General features: G+C 60.2%; 23 protein-coding genes and 4 tRNA genes. 19 read left to right on the top strand and 8 right to left on the bottom strand.

What is annotated here, in order from left to right; genetic code table 11:
• The first annotated feature begins 168 nt into the window (after positions 1–168).
• The 10 genes from accD (at position 169) to NIBR502773_RS05460 (ending at position 7949) form a co-directional block, all read left to right on the top strand.
• Positions 169–1089: an acetyl-CoA carboxylase, carboxyltransferase subunit beta gene (gene accD / locus NIBR502773_RS05505; RefSeq protein ID WP_027604076.1), complete on the top strand. Its 921-nt coding sequence runs from the start codon at positions 169–171 to the stop codon at positions 1087–1089.
• On the top strand, positions 1086–2393 hold the full coding sequence (gene folC / locus NIBR502773_RS05500) for a bifunctional tetrahydrofolate synthase/dihydrofolate synthase (protein WP_141155583.1): 1308 nt from the start codon (positions 1086–1088) through the stop codon (positions 2391–2393). The genes accD and folC overlap by 4 nt, the downstream gene beginning before the upstream one ends.
• Positions 2377–3036, top strand: coding sequence for an SPOR domain-containing protein (locus NIBR502773_RS05495; RefSeq protein ID WP_065940368.1), 660 nt, complete (start codon positions 2377–2379; stop codon positions 3034–3036). The genes folC and NIBR502773_RS05495 overlap by 17 nt, the downstream gene beginning before the upstream one ends.
• A 259-nt stretch (positions 3037–3295) precedes the next feature.
• Positions 3296–3853 (top strand): CvpA family protein, encoded by a 558-nt coding sequence (locus NIBR502773_RS05490; protein ID WP_003192538.1) that lies wholly within the window; start codon positions 3296–3298, stop codon positions 3851–3853.
• A 41-nt stretch (positions 3854–3894) separates the two neighbouring features.
• Positions 3895–5400 (top strand): amidophosphoribosyltransferase, encoded by a 1506-nt coding sequence (gene purF, locus NIBR502773_RS05485; protein ID WP_027604079.1) that lies wholly within the window; start codon positions 3895–3897, stop codon positions 5398–5400.
• A 65-nt stretch (positions 5401–5465) separates the two neighbouring features.
• Positions 5466–6677: an O-succinylhomoserine sulfhydrylase gene (locus NIBR502773_RS05480; RefSeq protein ID WP_141155582.1), complete on the top strand. Its 1212-nt coding sequence runs from the start codon at positions 5466–5468 to the stop codon at positions 6675–6677.
• Between the two features lie 11 nt (positions 6678–6688).
• On the top strand, positions 6689–7453 hold the full coding sequence (locus NIBR502773_RS05475) for an SDR family oxidoreductase (RefSeq protein WP_027604081.1): 765 nt from the start codon (positions 6689–6691) through the stop codon (positions 7451–7453).
• A 107-nt stretch (positions 7454–7560) separates the two neighbouring features.
• Positions 7561–7636: transfer RNA gene (locus tag NIBR502773_RS05470), tRNA-Val, on the top strand.
• A gap of 55 nt (positions 7637–7691) precedes the next feature.
• Positions 7692–7768, top strand: a tRNA-Asp gene (locus tag NIBR502773_RS05465).
• Positions 7769–7872: 104 nt separating this feature from the next.
• Positions 7873–7949 (top strand) — tRNA-Asp (locus NIBR502773_RS05460).
• A 165-nt stretch (positions 7950–8114) separates the two neighbouring features.
• Here NIBR502773_RS05460 and NIBR502773_RS05455 read toward each other — a convergent pair.
• Positions 8115–9398 carry an FAD-binding oxidoreductase gene (locus tag NIBR502773_RS05455; protein WP_141155581.1) on the bottom strand — a complete coding sequence of 428 codons (1284 nt, stop codon included), beginning with the start codon at positions 9396–9398 and terminating at the stop codon, positions 8115–8117.
• 184 nt (positions 9399–9582) lie between these two features.
• Between NIBR502773_RS05455 and NIBR502773_RS05450 the strand changes: the two genes are divergently transcribed.
• Positions 9583–9659, top strand: a tRNA-Val gene (locus NIBR502773_RS05450).
• A 163-nt stretch (positions 9660–9822) separates the two neighbouring features.
• Positions 9823–10263, top strand: coding sequence for a hypothetical protein (locus NIBR502773_RS05445; protein ID WP_141155580.1), 441 nt, complete (start codon positions 9823–9825; stop codon positions 10261–10263).
• Positions 10264–10293: 30 nt separating this feature from the next.
• Here NIBR502773_RS05445 and NIBR502773_RS05440 read toward each other — a convergent pair whose 3' ends face one another.
• On the bottom strand, positions 10294–11634 hold the full coding sequence (locus tag NIBR502773_RS05440; RefSeq protein ID WP_257228320.1) for a DHA2 family efflux MFS transporter permease subunit: 1341 nt from the start codon (positions 11632–11634) through the stop codon (positions 10294–10296).
• A gap of 437 nt (positions 11635–12071) precedes the next feature.
• On the opposite strand from NIBR502773_RS05440, the gene NIBR502773_RS05435 reads away from it, so the two are divergent.
• The 5 genes from NIBR502773_RS05435 (at position 12072) to NIBR502773_RS05415 (ending at position 15669) form a co-directional block, all read left to right on the top strand.
• Positions 12072–12788 carry a DUF969 domain-containing protein gene (locus tag NIBR502773_RS05435; protein ID WP_065940364.1) on the top strand — a complete coding sequence of 239 codons (717 nt, stop codon included), beginning with the start codon at positions 12072–12074 and terminating at the stop codon, positions 12786–12788.
• Positions 12785–13735, top strand: coding sequence for a DUF979 domain-containing protein (locus tag NIBR502773_RS05430; protein ID WP_065927250.1), 951 nt, complete (start codon positions 12785–12787; stop codon positions 13733–13735). Before NIBR502773_RS05435 ends, NIBR502773_RS05430 begins: the two co-directional genes overlap by 4 nt.
• Positions 13736–13742: 7 nt before the next feature.
• On the top strand, positions 13743–14348 hold the full coding sequence (pcp, locus tag NIBR502773_RS05425; RefSeq protein ID WP_141155578.1) for a pyroglutamyl-peptidase I: 606 nt from the start codon (positions 13743–13745) through the stop codon (positions 14346–14348).
• Between the two features lie 63 nt (positions 14349–14411).
• Positions 14412–14858, top strand: coding sequence for an anti-virulence regulator CigR family protein (locus NIBR502773_RS05420; RefSeq protein ID WP_065927252.1), 447 nt, complete (start codon positions 14412–14414; stop codon positions 14856–14858).
• A gap of 133 nt (positions 14859–14991) precedes the next feature.
• Positions 14992–15669, top strand: coding sequence for an HAD-IA family hydrolase (locus NIBR502773_RS05415; RefSeq protein WP_141155577.1), 678 nt, complete (start codon positions 14992–14994; stop codon positions 15667–15669).
• Between the two features lie 19 nt (positions 15670–15688).
• On the opposite strand, the gene NIBR502773_RS05410 is transcribed toward NIBR502773_RS05415, so the two are convergent.
• From NIBR502773_RS05410 to csrA, 3 genes are all read right to left on the bottom strand, one after another.
• Complete coding sequence (locus NIBR502773_RS05410) at positions 15689–15985, bottom strand: hypothetical protein (RefSeq protein WP_141155576.1); 297 nt, start codon at positions 15983–15985, stop codon at positions 15689–15691.
• 101 nt (positions 15986–16086) lie between these two features.
• Complete coding sequence (locus tag NIBR502773_RS05405) at positions 16087–16332, bottom strand: hypothetical protein (protein WP_141155575.1); 246 nt, start codon at positions 16330–16332, stop codon at positions 16087–16089.
• Between the two features lie 210 nt (positions 16333–16542).
• Positions 16543–16737: a carbon storage regulator CsrA gene (csrA, locus tag NIBR502773_RS05400; RefSeq protein WP_003192511.1), complete on the bottom strand. Its 195-nt coding sequence runs from the start codon at positions 16735–16737 to the stop codon at positions 16543–16545.
• Between the two features lie 263 nt (positions 16738–17000).
• Between csrA and NIBR502773_RS05395 the strand changes: the two genes are divergently transcribed.
• Positions 17001–17366, top strand: a complete 366-nt coding sequence (locus NIBR502773_RS05395) for an SPOR domain-containing protein (RefSeq protein ID WP_168209030.1) — start codon at positions 17001–17003, stop codon at positions 17364–17366.
• Between the two features lie 30 nt (positions 17367–17396).
• On the opposite strand, the gene NIBR502773_RS05390 is transcribed toward NIBR502773_RS05395, so the two are convergent.
• The 3 genes from NIBR502773_RS05390 to NIBR502773_RS05380 form a co-directional block, all read right to left on the bottom strand.
• The gene (locus NIBR502773_RS05390) at positions 17397–18086 is read right to left on the bottom strand and encodes an endonuclease (RefSeq protein WP_027604097.1); all 690 of its coding nucleotides are present in this window, start codon (positions 18084–18086) and stop codon (positions 17397–17399) included.
• Between the two features lie 4 nt (positions 18087–18090).
• Complete coding sequence (locus tag NIBR502773_RS05385) at positions 18091–18342, bottom strand: DUF1654 domain-containing protein (RefSeq protein WP_174562738.1); 252 nt, start codon at positions 18340–18342, stop codon at positions 18091–18093.
• A gap of 191 nt (positions 18343–18533) precedes the next feature.
• Entirely contained in the window at positions 18534–19622 is a 1089-nt protein-coding gene (locus NIBR502773_RS05380) for an asparaginase (RefSeq protein ID WP_010209102.1), read from the bottom strand.
• Positions 19623–20175: 553 nt separating this feature from the next.
• On the opposite strand from NIBR502773_RS05380, the gene NIBR502773_RS05375 reads away from it, so the two are divergent.
• On the top strand, positions 20176–21135 hold the full coding sequence (locus NIBR502773_RS05375; protein WP_141155573.1) for a sugar ABC transporter substrate-binding protein: 960 nt from the start codon (positions 20176–20178) through the stop codon (positions 21133–21135).
• Positions 21136–21184: the final 49 nt, after the last annotated feature.

Here is a 21184-nt window from a genome sequence, read left to right as displayed (position 1 = left end):
TGAAGTGGCAACCTGCGCAGGCAGGCTGTCTGGAAGGCTGAGGATGCAGGCTGGAAATGGCAGGTCGAACGTCTGACCCCGTCCAGCCTGCGTCATCGCCACATATGAATTTAGCTCAAGGGCATACGCGGGGCTGTGTTCAAGCCACCGGTACTGGAGAAAGAAAGCATGAGCAACTGGTTAGTAGACAAACTGATCCCTTCGATCATGCGTTCCGAGGTGAAGAAAAGCTCGGTTCCTGAAGGTCTGTGGCACAAGTGCCCATCCTGCGACGCGGTGCTGTACCGCCCCGAGCTGGAAAAGACCCTGGATGTTTGCCCCAAGTGCAACCACCACATGCGTATCGGCGCCCGCGCCCGCATCGACATCTTCCTCGACGCCGACGGCCGTAACGAGCTGGGCGCCGACCTGGAGCCGGTCGACCGTCTCAAGTTCCGCGACGGCAAGAAGTACAAGGACCGCCTGACCGCTGCGCAAAAGCAGACCGGTGAGAAGGACGCGTTGATTTCCGTCAGCGGCAAGCTGCTGGGCATGCCGGTGGTGGTGTCGGCGTTCGAGTTCTCCTTCATGGGCGGCTCCATGGGGGCCATCGTCGGCGAGCGTTTCGTGCGCGCGGCCAACTACGCCCTGGAAAACCGCTGCCCGATGATCTGCTTCGCCGCCTCCGGTGGTGCGCGGATGCAGGAAGCGTTGATCTCCCTGATGCAAATGGCCAAGACCTCTGCGGTGCTGGCGCGTCTGCGCGAAGAAGGCATTCCGTTTATCTCCGTGCTGACCGACCCGGTCTACGGCGGCGTTTCCGCCAGCCTGGCGATGCTCGGCGACGTGATCGTCGGTGAGCCAAAAGCCTTGATCGGCTTTGCCGGCCCGCGCGTGATCGAGCAGACCGTGCGCGAAAAACTGCCGGAAGGCTTCCAGCGCAGCGAGTTCCTGCTGGAGCACGGCGCAATCGACCTGATCATTCCGCGCGGTGAGCTGCGTCCACGCCTGGGTAGCCTGCTGGCGCAGATGATGGGCCTGCCGACACCTGTTTACGTCGCGCCTAAAGTCGAGCCGATCGTTGTGCCGCCGGTGCCTGCGAACCTATGACCCAACGTACCCTGGGCGAATGGCTCGCCTACCTCGAGCAGTTGCATCCGTCCGCCATCGACATGGGCCTGGAGCGCTCGCAACAGGTAGCGGCCCGCCTTGGGTTGGGCCGGCCGGCGCCGCGTGTGATCACGGTGACCGGCACCAACGGCAAGGGCTCTACCTGTGCCTTTGTTGCCGCGCTGCTGCAAGCCCAGGGGCTGAAAGTCGGCGTGTACAGCTCGCCGCACTTGCTGCGTTACAACGAGCGGGTGCAACTCAATGGCGTCGAAGCCAGCGATGAGCAACTCTGCGAAGCCTTTGCCGCACTCGATGCCGGGCGGGGCGAGATTTCCCTGACTTACTTCGAAATGGGCACCCTGGCGGCGTTCTGGCTGTTCGAGCGTGCGCAGCTGGATGTGGTCGTATTGGAAGTGGGCCTGGGCGGGCGCCTGGACACCGTAAACGTGGTGGATGCCGACCTGGCGCTGGTCACCAGTATTGGCGTGGACCATGCTGACTACCTGGGGGATACCCGCGAGTCCGTGGCCTATGAGAAGGCCGGGATTTTCCGCCCGGGCAAGCCTGCGCTGTGCGGTGACCTGGATCCGCCGCTGCCCTTGTTGGACAAGGTGCGTGAGCTGGGCTGCCCATTCTTCCTGCGGGGCCGCGAATTCAATCTTGAAATCGGTGACCGGCACTGGCAGTGGTGCGGGCGGGATGCCCGTGGGCAGGCTGTGGAGCTGCGTGATCTGCCCTTGCTGAATCTGCCGATGGAGAATGCCGCACTCGCGCTGCAAGCCTATCTGTTGCTGGACCTGCCTTGGCAGGCTGAGCAGATTGCTGCGACGTTGCTGGCGACCCGCGTGGTAGGGCGCCTGGATCGCCGGGTGTTCGACTGGCATGGCAAGCACCTGAACCTGTTGCTGGATGTGGGGCATAACCCCCATGCAGCGCAATACCTGGCAAAACGCCTGGTGCGCACGCCGCCGGTCGGTCGTCGCCTGGCTGTATTCGGCTTGCTCGCCGATAAGGACCTGGAGGGCGTGGTTGCACCGTTGCTGGACAGTGTCCAGGCTTGGGCGGTAGCGCCGCTGGATACGCCGCGCAGTCGTCCGGCCCATGAGCTTGAGATCGTGTTACAGAACCTTGGTGCGCCGGTGGCGTCGTATGCAAGCGTGACTGCTGCCCTGGAGGCGCAGTGCGCGGTGGCGACGGCCGAGGACGAGATTCTGTTGTTCGGATCATTTTATTGTGTTGCCGAGGCGCTTGAGTGGTTGGCCCGGCGCTCCACGGAGGAAGCTGCACATGGCATTACTGGATAGCGCATACAAGCAGCGAATGGTTGGAGCCCTGGTGCTGGTGGCATTGGCGGTGATTTTCCTGCCGATGCTGTTTTCCCGCCAGGACGAGCAGCGCCAGGTGGTTGTCGAGGCTCCGGCTGCGCCCCAGGCACCGGCAGTGCCCCAAGTGCAGGTGGAGCCGGTGGTGGTGCCTGAGCCGCAGGCGTTGCCCGAAGAAGAGCCGGTGCCGACTGACGATGAGGTGGCTGCGCAGCAGGCGCCGTCGATGCCGGTGCAGCCAAGCGTGCCGGTGGTCAAGCCGACACCTGCTCCGGCGGTCGCCGCCAAGCCGGCGACGCCTGCGCCTGCGCCCAAACCGGTGGTGCCGCAGCCTGCCGCGCCGGGCAAGCCGGATGTGGGTCAGAGCCGTATCGATCCTAATGGTCTGCCGATCAGTTGGTCGATCCAGGTGGCCAGCCTGGGCAATCGCGAAGGCGCCGACGCCTTGCAGAAGAAGCTGCGTGCCCAGGGCTACAACGCCTATATCCGTAGCGCCGACGGCAAGAACCGCGTGTTTATCGGGCCGCTGATCGAGCGCGCCGAGGCCGACCGGCTGCGGGATTTGCTGGACCGTCAGCAGAACCTGAAAGGCTTCGTCACACGCTTCCAGCCTGAGCGCGGCTGAGCCCGTATCGGTTTAAACCTGAAGTCCAATCAAATGTGGGAGGGGGCTTGCCCCCGATAGCGGTGGATCAGTCAGCACTATGCAGTGATTGATAAGCCGCAATCGGGGGCAAGCCTCCTCCCACATTGGTTTTGTGGTGAGGTTGAAATGTGATCGGCCCGCCACAATCTATTGATTTGCAAAGCAGCCGCAATCACAGCTTACCGACAGCCCGACGCTCTGCTAAAATGCGCCGCCTTATCCGTCCGTAGGCTCAAACGTGCCATTTACCTGGGTTGACTGGGCGATCGTTGCAATCGTCGCCATCTCCGCTTTGATCAGTCTAAGCCGCGGCTTCGTAAAAGAAGCACTGTCGTTGCTGACCTGGATCATCGCAGGAGTCGTAGCCTGGATGTTCGGCGGTTCATTGTCGGTCTACCTGGCCGGATACATCGAGACACCTTCGGCTCGCGTCATCGCGGGCTGCGCCATCATGTTCATCGCCACGCTGCTGGTGGGGGCAATGGTCAATTATCTTATTGGCGAGTTGATACGTGTCACCGGCCTCTCCGGGACCGATCGATTTCTCGGCATGGCCTTCGGTGCCGCGCGTGGCGCGTTGCTGGTGGTCGTGGCGGTCGGGCTGTTGAGCCTGGGGCCGGTACAGCAGGATTCGTGGTGGCAGGAGTCGGTACTCGTGCCAAAATTTCTATTGGTTGCAGATTGGTCCAAGAACCTCATCTTGGGGTGGAGCAGTCAGTGGCTGGCCAGCGGAATCAGCGTACCCGCTGATCTTCCGTTCAAGGAACATCTCTTGCCGGCCAAAACGCCGCAGTAAGTTGTGTTCAGTCAAGATTCATTAAGTAGGGGTTGCGTCGCATGTGTGGCATCGTCGGTATCGTCGGTAAGTCGAACGTCAATCAGGCGCTGTATGACGCGCTAACCGTCCTCCAGCACCGCGGCCAGGACGCTGCCGGTATTGTGACCAGCCACGACGGCCGGTTATTCCTGCGCAAGGACAATGGCCTGGTACGTGACGTGTTCCATCAGCGTCACATGCAGCGCCTCGTCGGGCACATGGGCATTGGCCATGTGCGTTACCCGACTGCCGGTAGCTCGACGTCGGCCGAAGCTCAGCCGTTCTACGTCAACTCGCCTTACGGCATTACCCTGGCGCATAACGGTAACCTGACCAACGTTGAGCAACTGGCCAAGGAGATTTACGAATCTGACCTGCGCCACGTCAACACCAGCTCCGACTCGGAAGTGCTGCTCAACGTGTTCGCCCACGAGCTGGCCCAGCGCGGCAAGCTGCAGCCGACCGAAGAAGATGTGTTCGCCGCCGTGATCGACGTGCATAACCGTTGCGTCGGCGGTTATGCCGTTGTGGCGATGATCACCGGCTACGGCATCGTCGGCTTCCGTGACCCCCACGGTATTCGCCCGATCGTGTTCGGCCAGCGTCACACCGATGAAGGCGTCGAGTACATGATCGCGTCCGAAAGCGTATCCCTGGACGTGCTGGGCTTCACCCTGATCCGCGACCTCGCGCCGGGCGAAGCGGTGTACATCACCGAAGACGGCAAACTGCATACCCGTCAGTGCGCTGTCGCGCCGAAACTTACCCCGTGCATCTTCGAACACGTCTACCTGGCGCGTCCGGATTCGATCATCGACGGCGTTTCGGTGTACAAAGCGCGCCTGCGCATGGGCGAGAAGCTGGCCGACAAGATCCTGCGCGAGCGTCCCGAGCACGACATCGACGTGGTGATCCCGATCCCGGACACCAGCCGTACCGCTGCGCTGGAATTGGCCAACCACCTGGGCGTCAAGTTCCGCGAAGGCTTCGTGAAGAACCGTTACATCGGTCGCACCTTCATCATGCCGGGCCAGGCGGCGCGCAAGAAGTCGGTGCGCCAGAAGCTCAACGCCATCGAACTGGAATTCCGCGGCAAGAACGTGATGCTGGTGGACGATTCCATCGTGCGCGGCACCACCTGCAAGCAAATCATCCAGATGGCCCGTGAAGCCGGTGCGAAGAACGTGTACTTCTGTTCCGCAGCGCCTGCCGTGCGTTACCCGAACGTGTACGGTATCGACATGCCGAGCGCCCACGAACTGATCGCACACAACCGTACGACCCAGGACGTGGCCGATCTGATCGGCGCCGATTGGCTGATCTACCAGGACCTGCCGGACCTGATCGAAGCGGTCGGCGGTGGCAAGATCAAGATCGAGCAGTTCGACTGCGCCGTGTTCGACGGCAAGTACGTGACCGGTGACGTCGACGAGGCCTACCTGAACAAGATCGAGCAGGCGCGTAACGACTCGTCGAAGATCAAGACCCAGGCGGTCAGCGCGATCATCGATCTGTACAACAACTGAGTAGACACCGGCCCTGAGGGGCCGGTTTTGTATCTTAAATAAAGAATTGAGTAAGGAGTCGCAGCATGAGTCAGGAATGGGATGCCGGTCGCTTGGACAGCGACCTCGATGGCGTAGCTTTCGATACCCTGGCTGTGCGCGCCGGCCAGCACCGTACCCCGGAAGGTGAACACGGTGACCCGATGTTCTTCACCTCCAGCTACGTGTTCCGCACGGCGGCCGACGCCGCTGCGCGCTTTGCTGGCGAAGTGCCGGGTAACGTTTATTCCCGCTACACCAACCCGACTGTGCGCGCGTTTGAAGAGCGTATTGCGGCGCTGGAAGGTGCAGAGCAGGCGGTGGCAACGGCCACCGGCATGGCGGCGATCCTGGCGGTGGTAATGAGCCTGTGCAGTGCCGGCGACCACGTGCTGGTGTCGCGCAGCGTGTTCGGTTCGACCATCAGTCTGTTCGAGAAGTATTTCAAGCGCTTCGGTATCGAAGTGGACTACGTGCCCCTGGCGGATCTGTCCGGGTGGGGTGCGGCAATCAAGTCCAACACCAGGTTGCTGTTCGTCGAGTCGCCATCCAATCCGCTGGCCGAGTTGGTGGATATCGCCGCGTTGTCCGAAGTGGCTCACGCCAAAGGCGCGATGCTGGTGGTCGACAACTGTTTCTGCACGCCGGCCTTGCAGCAGCCGCTGAAGCTCGGCGCGGACATTGTGGTGCACTCAGCCACCAAGTTTATCGATGGCCAGGGCCGTTGCATGGGCGGCGTGGTTGCAGGCCGCAGCGAGCAGATGAAGGAAGTGGTGGGCTTCCTGCGCACCGCCGGCCCGACCCTGAGCCCGTTCAATGCCTGGATCTTCCTCAAGGGCCTGGAAACCCTCAGCCTGCGTATGAAAGCCCATTGCGCCAACGCCCAGGCCCTGGCCGAGTGGCTGGAGCAGCAGGACGGTATCGAAAAAGTGCATTACGCCGGCCTCAAGAGCCACCCGCAGCACGCATTGGCCCAGCGCCAGCAGCGTGGTTTCGGCGCCGTGGTGAGTTTCGAAGTGAAGGGCGGCAAAGAGGGCGCCTGGCGCTTTATCGATGCGACGCGCCTGATCTCCATCACGGCCAACCTGGGCGATAGCAAGACCACCATTACCCATCCGAGCACCACCTCCCACGGACGCCTGGCGCCGCAGGAGCGTGAGGCGGCCGGTATCCGGGACAGCCTGATCCGCATCGCGGTCGGCCTGGAAGATGTCACGGATCTGCAGGCTGACCTGGCTCGCGGGCTGGCTGCCTTGTGATCGAGTGGTCCCTGGAGGCCGCGGCGGCCAGTAATGGGCGCGTCGCCCTGGTGACGGGCGCGGCGCGGGGTATTGGCCTCGGGATTGCGGCGTGGCTGATCAGCGAAGGCTGGCAGGTGGTCTTGACCGACCTCGACCGCGAGCGCGGTTCCAAGGTGTCCAAGGTGCTGGGCGAAAACGCCTGGTTTATCACCATGGACGTGGCTGACGAGAAACAGGTGGCCCAGGGGGTCGCCGAAGTCCTGGGGCAGTTCGGTCGCCTGGACGCGTTGGTCTGTAACGCTGCGGTGGCCGACCCACACAATATCACCCTGGAAAGCCTCGACCTGGCCTACTGGAACCGCGTGCTGGCCGTTAACCTGAGCGGGCCGATGTTGCTGGCCAAGCATTGTGCGCCATACCTGCGTGCCCATGGCGGGGCCATCGTCAATCTGGCCTCGACCCGGGCTCGTCAGTCTGAACCGGATACCGAAGCCTACGCGGCGAGTAAAGGGGGGCTGTTGGCCCTTACTCACGCCTTGGCGATCAGCCTCGGGCCGGAAGTGCGGGTGAATGCGGTCAGCCCTGGCTGGATCGATGCCCGCGATCCTGCTGCACGGCGTGCCGAGCCTTTGACCGATGCCGATCATGCCCAGCATCCGGCGGGCAGGGTGGGTACGGTAGAGGACGTGGCAGCGATGGTGGCGTGGTTGCTGTCGCGCCAGGCCGGGTTTGTCACCGGGCAAGAGTTTGTGGTGGACGGTGGCATGAGCAAGAAGATGATTTACAGCGAGTAGGACAGGTAGCCGTCTTGAAGCCATTTTGTCTTTTTCAGAAAAACTTCAAGCAGGCTATTGACTTAGGTCCGCTACCTGCGTAAATTTCGCGGCCTCAACGAAGCAAAGGGTGATTAGCTCAGCTGGGAGAGCATCTGCCTTACAAGCAGAGGGTCGGCGGTTCGATCCCGTCATCACCCACCACTTCTTGAGAGTTTTGCCTTCGGGCAGGACGCAACGTTAAAAGTTGCACCGACGCGCAGCGGTAGTTCAGTCGGTTAGAATACCGGCCTGTCACGCCGGGGGTCGCGGGTTCGAGTCCCGTCCGCTGCGCCATATTTTCCAGGTTCGATTTATCGAGCTTGAGGTTGAACAGCCAAGCTGATCAATCAGATGTTCAAGGGCGGTTGAGGCGGTTTGCTCGGCCGGTCAAGCGATACGCAGCGGTAGTTCAGTCGGTTAGAATACCGGCCTGTCACGCCGGGGGTCGCGGGTTCGAGTCCCGTCCGCTGCGCCATATCTGCCTCAAGGCCCGCTGAACGCCTTGGAGCACAAAGCAAGCCACTGGCTACTTTGATCCGATAGCAAAGACCCTGGTCGAAAGACCGGGGTTTTTTGTGTCTACAATTTGGCAATTTGGGAATTTTTTGCGGGAGCCGGCGAACCGGCTCCCATTGATTTGTCAGAAGCCCAGCTTATCCCGCAGCCCGTAATACCAGGCCCCCAGTGCCGCAAACGGTGTGCGCAACAGTTGCCCGCCCGGGAATGGGTAGTGCGGCAGGTCGGCAAACGCATCAAAGCGCTCTGCCTGGCCTCTCAGCGCTTCCGCCAGGACCTTGCCCGCCAGGTGGGTGTACGTCACGCCATGGCCGCTGCAGCCTTGTGAGTAGTAGATGTTGTCGCCCAGGCGACCAACCTGCGGCAAGCGCGACAGGGTCAGCAGGAAGTTGCCGGTCCAGGCGTAGTCGATCTTCACATCCTTGAGTTGCGGGAAGGCCTTGAGCATCTTCGGGCGGATGATTGCTTCGATGTTCGCCGGGTCGCGCGCGCCATACACCACGCCACCGCCGAAGATCAGGCGCTTGTCACTGGTGAGGCGATAGTAGTCGAGCAGGTAGTTGCAGTCCTCTACGCAGTAATCCTGCGGCAGGAGTGTCCTGGCCAGGTCATCCCCGAGTGGCGCCGTCGTGATCACCTGGGTGCCGCAGGGCATCGACTTGGCCGCCAGCTCCGGCACCAGGTTGCCCAGGTAGGCATTGCCCGCGACGATGATGAACTTGGCCCTGACCTTGCCTTCGGCGGTGTGAACCACCGGGTTGGCGCCACGCTCGATGCGCACCGCCGCCGATTGTTCGTAGATCGTCCCGCCCAGGGACTCCACGGCTGCGGCTTCACCGAGTGCCAGGTTGAGTGGGTGAATATGGCCGCCACTCATGTCCAGCAGTCCGCCGACATAGTTGTCACAGGCCACGACCTCGCGAATGCGGCGCTGGTCCAGCAACTCCAGCTGTGTATGGCCGTAGCGCTCCCATAAGCGTTTCTGCGACTCCAGGTGGCCCATGTGCTTGCTGTTGAGTGCCGCGAACACGCCGCCGTCCTTGAGGTCGCACTGGATCTGGTACTTGGAGACCCGCTCGCGGATGATCCTGCCGCCCTCGAACGCCATCTGCCCCAGCAACTGCGCCTGCTGGGGGCCGACGCTGCGCTCGATCACATCAATGTCACGGCTGTAGCTGTTGACGATCTGCCCGCCATTGCGGCCTGACGCGCCAAAACCCACCTTGGCGGCTTCCAGTACCGTCACGCGAAAACCGTTCTCCAGCAGGAACAGCGCGCTGGACAGGCCGGTATAGCCGGCACCGATCACGCACACATCGGTTTCGACGTCGCCTTGCAACATTGGGCGTGGCGGAACGGCATTTGCGGAAGCGGCGTAATACGACTGGGGATAGGGGGTGTTCGCCATCCTGGAACCTCTGTTTTATATTTTTTACGAGTGCCCTGATCCTACCTGAGTTGAAAATTGCCTGCCAGCCACCCCAAAAAGTGCGGTGCGTCGGCTGCAAATAAATAATTCGCATATTCATAGGGTTAGCTGCAAAAAAGATGTTGACACCCCTCCGGAATTCCGTAGAATGCCGCCTCACAGCAGGCACGTAGCTCAGTTGGTTAGAGCACCACCTTGACATGGTGGGGGTCGTTGGTTCGAGTCCAATCGCGCCTACCAAACAAAATCCGCTCTGCTGGGCGGTCGCGAAGGGCTCACCGAAAGGTGGGCCCTTTTTTGTTAGTGCGATTTATTACTACCCGAAAATCTTCCTACCCCCACCTAAAGTAATCGACCCCCAGGCCGATAGAGATCGCAAATCTCTTACTCTCGGACACTTGGCATGCTTATCAACATCAGCACTACCGCCTCCGTAGCAAGCACCCCAAGCACTGTCAGCTCGACGGCTGTCGCGACCAAGGAAAGTACAAGCAGCGCAGGCGGCACGACCGTCAACATGCACGCTGATTCCAATGGTGCGGCAGGTGTAAGTGGCGGTGGCGGTGGCCAAGCCTCCTCGCTCTCGAAGGAGTCCGATACCGTCAAAGAATTGAAGAAGCAGATCGAGCAGTTGCAAAAGCAGCTTCAAGCGCAGCAGCAAGCCTTGCAGAAAGCTCAGTCCAGCAACCAGAGTGCAGAAGCCAAAGCGGCGGCAGTAGCGGCGGCGCAGATGCAGATCGCCGGTACTGCGGCGGCGTTGCAGACAGTGACTTCCGCACTGTTGCAGGCAGTCACCGATGAGGGCAACAGCACGTCGGGTTCGATGGTCAGTACCACCGCCTGATACTGGCAACAGTGTGTTGAGTCGCAGCCTTCACTGTCGATTCAACACACTTTCTCCCGCTCCCACCGTCAAGCGATATACATCCACCAGCGCCCACGTTCCCAGCAGCGCCACGCCGACGAACGCCACGCGAAAATCCCCGACCTGTGCCTGCATCTCATGCCCCTGCAGGGTCATGGATGCCCGTAGCAGCAGCGCCGCCACCGTTACGCCCATCCCCATGGCCAGCTGGAATGACATGCTGAACAGCGCCGACGCCTCACTCATGCGCGGTTTGGGCACATCCGCAAAGCCGATCGAGTTGTAGCAGGTGAACTGCATCGAGCGGGACAACCCTCCCACAAACAACACGGCCGCGATCAGTACAAATGGGGTCTGCACCGTGAAAAGCGCGCAGGCGGCTATCGACACCACACCGATTACCCCGTTCACCAGCAAGACTTGGCGAAACCCATAGCGGCGCATGATGGCCGTGGTGAACGGCTTCATCGCCAGATTGCCGGCGAATACCGCCAGCACCAGCAAGCCTGCGTCCACCGGGGACAAGCCAAAGGCGATTTGAAACAGCAGCGGCAGCAGGAACGGCAGGGCGCTGATGGCCAGGCGAAACAGCGAGCCGCCATAGATGCTCACGCGAAATGTATCGATGGACAGGGTCTCGAGCGGCAATAACGGGTCGCTGGCATGGCGGCAATGGTGAATGGCCCACACTGCCAGCGCGATGCCTGCCGCGACCAGCACGGCGCCTGGAATAAGGCGTTCACCGGTCTGGTTACTCAGCCATTCCAGCCCACCCAGCAGGGCCACACAGGCGCCTGCCAGCAGTACAAAACCCTTGGCATCGAACTGGCGCACGCTGGCTTCACGGTCTTCCGGTACCAGCCACAGTGCGGCGGCCAATGCCAACACACCCAGCGGCAGATTCACGTAGAAGATCCATGGCCACGATGCATGCGTCACGATCAACCCACCGGCCAGCGGCCCCAGAATCGGCGCGACCAGGCCGGGCCAGGTAATGATCGCAATCATCTTCACCAAGTCTTTCTTGTCCGTATTACGTAACACCGCCAAGCGTCCTACGGGCACCATCAATGCGCCGCCGATGCCCTGCAGAACGCGGGCGAACACGAACATCTCAATACTTTGGCTGAGCCCGCAGAGCAGCGAGGCGAGGGTGAACAGGATGATTGCGCCTGCGAATACCCGGCGCGCACCAAAGCGGTCGGCGACCCAGCTGGACAGCGGTATGAAGATCGCCACGGCGAGGATATAGGCGGTGATGCCGATGTTCATGTCGACCGGTGTCACCCCGAAGGCGGTCGCCATGGTCGGTAGCGCGGTGGCGATGACCGTGGCGTCAAGGTTCTCCATGAAGAAGGTTACGGCGACCACCAGGGCGATCAGACTGGTGTGTAGACTGAGGCGGTTTTGCGCGGCGGAATCTGGAATGGCTGAGCTCACCGGTGCTGCCCTCTTTCAGTGAACGGTTTGATGAAGAAGGCCGACCAACTGCCCGATGCGCCGCGCACGATAAACGGGCGGCGTTAAGATGAGCGAATCCTTCATGGCCTGTCCACGTCTGTTACTCGTGGGCTACTCAATTACCCACAAAATTTATTGGTTTGCAGCAACAATTTTTCTTGTTGGACACCTCCTGCTCCCAGGCAGCACAGTTGCCGCCACTGACGCTCGCCCTGACGGGCCAACAATAAAAAACCGAGCCGACTGCACGCCACTTCCTGCTGTGAACCCTTTGTTCACATCCTGCTGTAATGGCGCCGCAGCGCGCACTTAAGGACTTCTCCGCCATGCAAACTGTTGTGAACTTATGGCCGTTGATCGGCGTACTTGTGATCGTGGTTGGCTTTGTTTTGCGTTTCAATCCGCTGTTGGTGGTCACCGCCGCAGCTATCGCCACCGGGCTCGCTGCCCACTTCCCGCTGGAGAAAATCCTCGCCACTATGGGGGATGGTTTCCTACAGACTCGCGCCCTGCAATTGATCCTGTTGTTGCCCCTCGCTGTCATCGGTTTGCTGGAGCGCCACGGCTTGCGCCTGCACGCGCAGAACTGGATTGCGCGGTTTGAGCGCGCCACGGTCGGACGCCTGCTGATCATCTATCTGTTTGTACGCGAATCCACCGCAGCCATGGGCTTGACCAGCCTCGGCGGGCACCCGCAGATGGTGCGCCCGCTACTGGCACCGATGGCCGAAGGCGCGGCGGAAAAGCGCTACGGCAAACTGCCGGACAAACTGCGTCACAAGGTGTTGGCCATGTGTGCGGCCACCGATAACGTCGGCCTGTTTTTTGGTGAGGACATCTTCGTCGCCTTTGGTGCGATTGCGTTGATGCATACCTTCCTGCTCGGTTCGGGGATTGATGTGGAGCCGCTGCACATTGCGGTGTGGGGTATTCCTACGGCGATTTGCGCCTTTATCGTTCACGCGATCCGACTTCATCGGTTTGACCGAAGACTGACCCGCGAGATGACGACCGCCGTGACCCCAGTGGAGGCCGCGCAATGATCATCTCTATCCAATACCTGTACTGGCTCGCCGGGGTCCTGCTGCTGATCACCGCCGGCATGATCCTGTTGGATCGAACCCATCCCAAGCGCTGGTCCAGCGCACTGTTCTGGCTGCTGTTCGCCATCCCGTTCCTGGTAGGGGAGCGCCTGCCCTCGGTGGTGGTCGGTGCGGGAGTGGTGGTGATGGCACTGATCGCCGGCCTGGGCGGCGTCGGCCGTGGCACCCATGCTGAGTTGCATGACAAGGCTTCGCGCGCCAGTGCCGGCCGCCTCGGGCACAAGCTGTTTATCCCGGCGCTGGCGATCCCCCTGACCACCGTGATCGGTTCGGTTTTGCTCAAGCACACCGAGATTGGCGGCGTACCGCTGTTGGATCCGAAAAACACCACCTTTGTGTCCCTCGGCATCGGCTGCCTGATCGCCCTCGGCCTGGCGTGCTGGCTGACCCGTGATACCCCGGTGCAAGCCTTGCGCGAATCCCGGCGACTCACCGAGGCCCTGGGCTGGGCCATGGTGCTGCCGCAGATGCTGGCGATGCTTGGCCTGCTGTTCAATGAGGCCGGTGTCGGCACGGCTGTCGCCCATGTCACCACCACCTACATCAACCTGGATTTCAAGTTGGTGGCGGTCATGGTGTACGTGCTGGGCATGGCGCTGTTCACGGTAATCATGGGCAATGGCTTCGCGGCGTTCCCGGTGATGACCGGGGGCGTCGGCGTGCCGGTGCTGGTGGGTATCTACGGCGGTAACCCGGCGGTGATGGCCGCCATCGGTATGTTCTCCGGCTACTGCGGTACGCTGATGACGCCGATGGCGGCCAACTTCAATATCGTGCCGGCGGCGTTGCTGGAGTTGCCGGACAAGAACGCGGTGATCAAGGCGCAACTGCCGACCGCGTTGATGATGCTGGTGGTCAATATTGTCCTGCTTTATGTGTTGATGTGAGGCCAAGATGCGAACTGTATTGCTGACGGGGTTCGAGCCCTTTGATCAAGACCTGGTGAATCCTTCCTGGGAGGCGGTGCGCCAGTTGGATGGCGTGCAACTCGACGATGATGTGCGCATTGTTGCGCGCCGATTGCCCTGTGCGTTTGCCACGGCGGGTGAGTGCCTGCTCCAACTGATCAGTGAACTGCTCCCGGCGATGGTCATCGCCACTGGGTTGGCCTCCGGGCGCAGCGAAATATCCCTCGAGCGAGTGGCGATCAACATCAACGATGCACGCATCCCCGATAATCTGGGGGAGCAGCCCATCGACACGGCGGTGGTGGTCGGCGGCCCGGCGGCGTACTTCTCGACTCTGCCTATCAAGGCCATGGCCAGGGCGGTGCGCGAAGCAGGGATTGCGGTGTCGGTATCGCAGACGGCGGGTACATTCGTGTGCAACCAGGTGTTCTACTGCCTGCAGCACGAACTCGCGGGCACCGGTGTACGCAGTGGTTTTATCCACGTGCCGAACCAGCTTGGAGCGGGCCTGGTCGATGGGCTGCGCATCGCGGTGTCGACGGCGTGGAATACCCCGGTGGATGTGCTGGAAGTGGGCGGTCAGGTGAGTTGACGTCCCACGGGGTGCGATAACCTCGACTACAGTTCAGCTACATTCCTGTGTTGGATCATCGCCATGATCAAGTGCCCGAAATTCGTGTCTGTTGCGCTTTCGCTTGTGTTGTTTGCTGCTGGTGGTATGGCCCTGGCTGATCCAGGCAATGGCAAGGGGCAAGGCAACGATAAAGGCAATGGTCACGGCGGACAGGGGCATGACAAGCCCAAGGGCAAAGGTGCAGCAGGCAGTCGCGGCCCCAGTGTAGACCGTGGCAGCGTGCTGAATGTGTTGGGCGGTTATCGCGACTACTGGAGCCCGGGGCCCGCCTTGCCGCCTGGCATCCAGAAGAACCTGGCCCGCGGCAAGCCGCTGCCGCCGGGCATTGCCAAGAAGCTGGACGGGCGTTTGTTGGGCCGCTTGCCCCATTACGATGGGTACGAGTGGCAGCAGGCGGGCACCGACTTGATACTGGTGGCCATCGCGACGGGCATCATCTACGAAGTCCTCAATGGCGCCCTCGATTGAGCTGGCGGTGTCGCCCGCATGGCGATCGACGCCGCCGCGTTATTGCCGGCGTTGTTGGCGTTTACAAGCCGCCGGGTGATCCGTAGATTGCATTGCGTCGATTATTCGTTTCAGCTCACGAGGAAACCCCGCAGTGTCCATCCGAGGTTCAGCCGTATTTGCCCGCCCTTACCGCGCTTTTCTGTTCGATATGGATGGGACTCTGCTCAATTCGATTGCCGCCGCCGAGCGGGTATGGAGTATCTGGGCTGAACGCCATGGGCTGGAGGTGGCGACGTTCCTGGCCACCATCCATGGCGCCCGGGCGATCGACACCATCACGCGCCAAGCCTTGCCCGGCGTCGACCCGGAGGTTGAAGCGCAGTGGATTACCGAGGCTGAAATCAATGATGTGCAAGGTGTCGTTGCGATTGCCGGGGCCGTCGAGTTTCTGAACCGCTTGCCCGGCGATCAGTGGGCGTTGGTCACCTCTGCACCCAGGGAACTGGCGATGCGTCGACTGCAAGCGGCGGGTATTACGCCGCCAGCGGTGCTGGTCACGGCTGAAGACGTGGCTATCGGCAAGCCGAACCCTGCGTGTTATGTGCTCGGTGCGCAGCGCCTGGGGGTGTCGACGCAGGATTGCCTGGTGTTTGAGGATGCAGCGGTGGGCATCCGTGCAGGGGAGGCGGCAGGAGCGGATGTGATGGTCGTGACTTCGACGCACCTCAAGCCTATGGCGACGGAGCATCCTTCGATCGATGGGTATGAACAGCTGCAGGTGCAGCGCAGCGCTGATGGCTTGCTCTACTTGGCGCGTGCGACGGGCTGAAGCAGCAAAACCGAACCGGCTACCGGCTTCGGCCTGCTTCGCGGGTGGCTGGGTCAGGCGACGCCTGCATTCGATCACTGCGCATGCCTTGGCGTGACAGCACCATCTCCCTGAGAATCTCGTTGGCGAGCCGGGCAATCGCTTCGGCACCGCGATAATGCGCGCGCACGATTCCGGTGATTGCAAAGTGATCGGTTTCCGGACCGCTGAGCACGGCCGAGAGGGTGCCGTCGGCGTGCAGGGTACAGGTGACCGTGTAGCTGGGCAGGCGGGCTGCCAATTCAGATTCGATTTGGGTTTTAGTGAGCGTGTCCATCTGTACCGGCACCTTCTACTGACTGTGCAAACACACCCAAGGATAGGTCCTGCTGCGAGGCTGTAAATACCAGCGATCTGAAAGCGAATCGGGGGTGGGCGTCAGCGTACGGTTTTGCGCACGACGCGTTGGCACAACTTGCGCTGCACGGCCATCTGGATGGGCTTGAGGCAGAACATGAACAGGTAGCCACACAGCAGGAGTACCAGGTCCAGCCGCGAACGGGGCGCTTCGGCGCCCTCTATTTCAAGCTTCAGGCCATATTCCAAGCCGACAAAGACCAGTCCCGTCAGCAGGGCGATCATCCAGGATCTGGAAAAAAATGGCTGGGCGCTGCCTGGCATCATCGACGTGCTCCTAAGTGCACACGGATGGTGGGATATCAGTCAGAGGATTCGGTTGCAGGGGGGCAATAAGTTCCAGGTGTGAAGATAGTTTCATCTTGAGCATGGATGCACATGCGGCAAAAAGCGCTTCGCGCAACACAGACAAAAGCAGTCCGAGGAGGTTTTCGCCAGCCGTTACAGTGAACGAAAGGGCTGGCTACTGAGGGCGCTTCAAGGCGTCTGGTTTTTGTCCGGAGCGGTCAGGCCGGCCTGGATGCGCTGGTAAATCTCCTCGCGATGCACGGCAACATCCTTGGGTGCGTTGATGCCGATTCGTACTTGCTGGCCGCTGACGCCCAGGATGGTGATCGTAATGTCATCACCGATGTTTATGCTTTCACCGACTTTGCGGGTGAGTATAAGCATGGACTTCTCCTTGATTACTTTTAAGGACACATGTTTCAGACAGGGCAGGTGTCGTATGTGTGTAGCTTACTGCTAAGCGCGTCCCTGTGACTGCCTCTTTTAGGACGCATAGAGGCGACATTAATTCCCATGGCGGCATCATACAGGTCTGGGATACATCATTCGCATTGTTTAAGCCAACGTTTATGACGGCCAGAATAGACAGTGAATGATAAAGTCGCCTCTTTATCCGTTGAAGGAGCAGGGCAGTGCGTAAAGTAGCGATGGCAATTGCGGTGTTGGTATTGGCCGGTTGCGGTGAAGGCAAAAGCGTCGATGCCCCCAAGGCCAAGCCTGCCGTAAGCGAAAGCCAGCCACAAACCGGCGCGATTGCTGCCCAGGAATGGGACCTGCGAGTAGGCCCGCCGGACCATAAGCTGCAGGCAATCACCGACCTGACCGCCTGGTTGCTCGAACACGGGTTCAGTTTTTATATCGTGAAGGTCGACGGCAAGGACGAAGTGCTGCTGGGGCCATTTGCAACCAGGGCCGAGGCCGAGGCCAAGCAGACGCTGCTCAACGAGAAGATGGCGCGGGCCAAGAAAAGCGACACGGTGTCCGAGATCATCGAGCACAAGGCCGCGCAGTAACAGCAGATCGGGCGGCAGTGCCGCCCCTGTTCAACCGCAGGCTTTCAGGTTAACCGGGCCGACAAACTCATTGCCGCGCCCCATCACGCACGCCACCGTCTGGTTCCGCTGACGCTCCCAGGCTTGTACCGGATAGGTCTTGTTCCAGGCTTCGTACAACTGGCGATCCTGTTTCGACAGGCGCAAGCCGTACTGCTTGCTCATATAGAAATACGTGCGCGCGATCATCCCGCGAATGGACGGGCGCGGCATGACCTTCTTGGCCTTGAAATCCACCTGGGTCAGGCACGAACCGTATTGCCCGCTTTGCACCGGCAGCCAGCCAAAACTGAAGTTACTTCGATCTCCATTGACCTCGCCGATGCTCGGCACCAGGTTGTGCAGATCCGCTTCGGCACGCTTGAATACGTCGTCATGGCGGGTGCAGTTCTTGCGTCCACCGTCCTGCCAGCACTGGCGCTGATGTCCGATCTGCCAGGCCGGAACAATGTGCTCCCACTCGATGCGCGCGGCACGGTTGGCGTTTTTGCGTGGGATGTAGCCGCAGGCTTTCAGGTCAACGCGGTTGCCGGTGTATTTGCAGCCGCAATAGAACTCGGTGGATTGTGGCGCGTACAACTTCCAGGCAACCTTTTTGGCTTCGCTGAAGGTTCGGGGCGCCTGAGCATGGGCAGTGACAGCAAAAAGCAGGCAGCACACAGCAATAAAACGGGCACTCATTGAATCAATCTTCCTTCGGCACAACCCAGAAAATCTGCACGCCGCCGTCATCCCGATAGGCGAGGGTGACGTTGTCGTTCTCCGCGATTTCCTCCAGCAAGCGCTGCCACTCGTCTTCTGGCTCGTCCGGCAAGCGGAAGATCAAGGCTGCCTTGGCTTTTTGGGCGTTGGTGGAGTTGATGATCTTTTGCACACGAATGGCCAGGCGTTCGTAGGCATCAGGTGGGGTTAGGGCTGCGGAAGAGGACTTTGCCACGGAGTGTTCCTTAATAAGCTGTACGTGCATACAGTATTTAACTGTAGGCAATTTCGCAACTGCTTAAAATTCAATAAGTTCGTCTGACGGCGGTTTAGGCGAGTTGGTGTAAGGCGGGGAGGTGTTGGTTGCGGGATTTACACATGAAGTAGAGGCGGGTAAACCCGCCTCTACAGAGATGCCAGCAGGAATCAATATTCCCAGAACATCCGTTGCAGTTCTTTGCTGTCCTGGGTCTTGGTCAGGGCGACCATCGCCAGAATCCGTGCTTTCTGCGGGTTCAGGTCAAGAGCGGCGACCCAGTCGTATTTATCGTCCGGCTGTTCGGCATTACGCAGCACCATGCCCCCGGCATTCACGTGGGAAGAGCGGATGATCTGCACACCTTGCTTGCGCAATTCCACCAGCGCAGGAACCACTTTGGACGACACCGAACCATTGCCGGTGCCGGCGTGGATGATGGCTTTGGCGCCAGCCTGGGCCAGTGCCTTGTAGGCGGTGTCGCTCACGTTGCCGTAGCCGTAGGCGATTTCAACATCGGGCAAGCTCTTGATGTTCTTGATGTCGAATTCCGAGTCCATGGTGTGACGCTTGGCCGGCAGGCGGAACCAGTAGGACTTGCCTTCAACGACCATGCCCAGCGGGCCCCATGGGCTCTTGAACGCCTCGGTCTTGATATTGATCATTTTGCTGACGTCGCGACCCGATTGGATCTCGTCGTTCATGGTCACCAGTACGCCTTTGCCGCGTGCGTCCTTGCTGCCGGCCACGGCTACGGCGTTGTACAGGTTGAGCATGCCGTCGGCCGACATGGCGGTGCCTGGGCGCATGGAGCCGACCACCACGATAGGCTTGTCGGTTTTTTCCACCAGGTTCAGGAAGTAGGCGGTCTCTTCCAGGGTGTCGGTACCGTGGGTGATCACGATGCCGTCCACGTCCTTGCTGTCGGCCAGTTCGGCGACGCGGCGACCCAGTTGCAGCAGGTTCTCGTTGTTGATGCTTTCGGACGCAATTTGCATCACTTGCTCGCCACGCACATTGGCGATCTGGCTAAGCTCAGGAACACCGGCGATCAATTGCTCTATACCGACTTTGGCAGCCTGGTACGTCGCACTGTTGGCGGCGCTGGCGCCCGCGCCGGCAATGGTGCCGCCGGTGGCGAGGATCACCACGTTGGACAATTTGGTCTTGGATTCAACCTCCTTTGCCTGGGCGGCAACGGGGAACAGCAGCAGAAGGGCCAACGCCCCCGGAACAAAATTCTTCAATGCAGATTTCATTATTTTTCTCTCTGGTTTTTGATGAGTGCTGTAGCAGGTTCATCTAGAACACCTGGGCAGTGCTGAAGGCCTCCAGGCGCTGTGTAGGAGCAGGATCTGTACCATGCCGAATATGTTCGAGCATATAAATTAACTTGTTGATATATATAAGTTTTTATTAATTGAACGATGTGGTTTTGCTTGCTGGATGTCCGGCTTTCCGAACAACCTGAGGTGTGGCGTTCGGTTGTCCGAAAGTTATGACGAAAGAATCCTGAGTGCCGCGCCAAAACCTGTCGTTTCAGAGAACGACCGAACGTGGCAGATGTTTAGGAGCGGCCTTCGCAGGACGGGAGAGCCGGGGCTGTAGGTCTTGCATGAAAGGCCATGTTCTACCGTTGACAAATCTCGACAAGGTTCTCATAGTTTGGCTAACGCAAACGTTTGCGAGATGTTTCACGAGACCCTCATTAGAGTCTCCTGTCAGCTCGTATCAGCCACCCGGGTGGGAGGGCCGCCGAAGTACACTTTGGTGCACGCGTTGCTCACAATAATCATAAGATCGGAGTGAACCATGAAGCTGCCATTCGCTGGACGTCTTCTTGCTGTCGCTGTGCTTGCTGCCGCATCCGCCGCCTTACCTTTCTCCCCTGCATTCGCTGCTGACGCTGCCGCCAAACCCAAGGTCGGCCTGGTGATGAAATCCCTCGCCAACGAATTTTTCGTGACCATGCAGGACGGTGCCAAGGCGTATCAGAAAGACCATGCCACCGATTTCGACATGATCACCAACGGCATCAAGGACGAAACCGATACCAGTGCGCAAATCGGTATCGTCAAGCAGATGATCCTGTCCAAAGTCAATGCCATCGTTATCGCGCCTGCTGATTCCAAGGCACTGGTAAAAGTGCTGGAAGATGCCTCTAAGGCCGGGATCAAGATCGTCAACATCGATAACCGCCTGGACCCGGACGTGCTGAAAAGCAAAAAACTCGATATCCCCTTCGTCGGCCCCGACAACCGCAAAGGCGCCAAACTGGTGGGCGACTACCTGGCCAAGCAGCTTGCTGCCGGCGACAAGGTCGGCATCATCGAAGGTGTACCGACCACCACCAACGCCCAGCAGCGCACCGCAGGCTTCAAGGATGCGATGGGTGCTGCCGGTATGAAGATAGTTTCCACCCAATCCGGCAACTGGGAAATTGACCAAGGCCAGAAAGTGGCCTCGGCCATGCTGAGCGAACACCCGGACCTCAAGGCGCTGCTGGCCGGTAACGACAACATGGCCCTGGGTGCCGTCTCCGCCGTACGTGCTGCAGGCAAGGCCGGTAAGGTCCTGGTGGTGGGTTACGACAACATCGAAGCCATCAAGCCGATGCTGCAGGACGGTCGTGTGCTGGCGACCGCCGACCAGGCGGCTGCGCAGCAAGCGGTGTTCGGTATCCAGAACGCCCTCAAGCTGGTCAAGGGTGAGAAAGTCGATGCCAAGGACGGCATGATCGAAACCCCGGTCGAGCTCGTCCTCAAGAAGTAATCCTGGCAGCACCCAACAGCGTCCGCCCGTCCTGGGCGGACGCCTGGAG

This window comes from Pseudomonas sp. NIBRBAC000502773 (genome assembly GCF_006517195.1).
GTDB classification, from domain to species: domain Bacteria; phylum Pseudomonadota; class Gammaproteobacteria; order Pseudomonadales; family Pseudomonadaceae; genus Aquipseudomonas; species Aquipseudomonas marginalis.
Note: the sequence above shows the minus strand (reverse complement) of the source record. Positions and strands in the feature narration are given on the sequence as shown.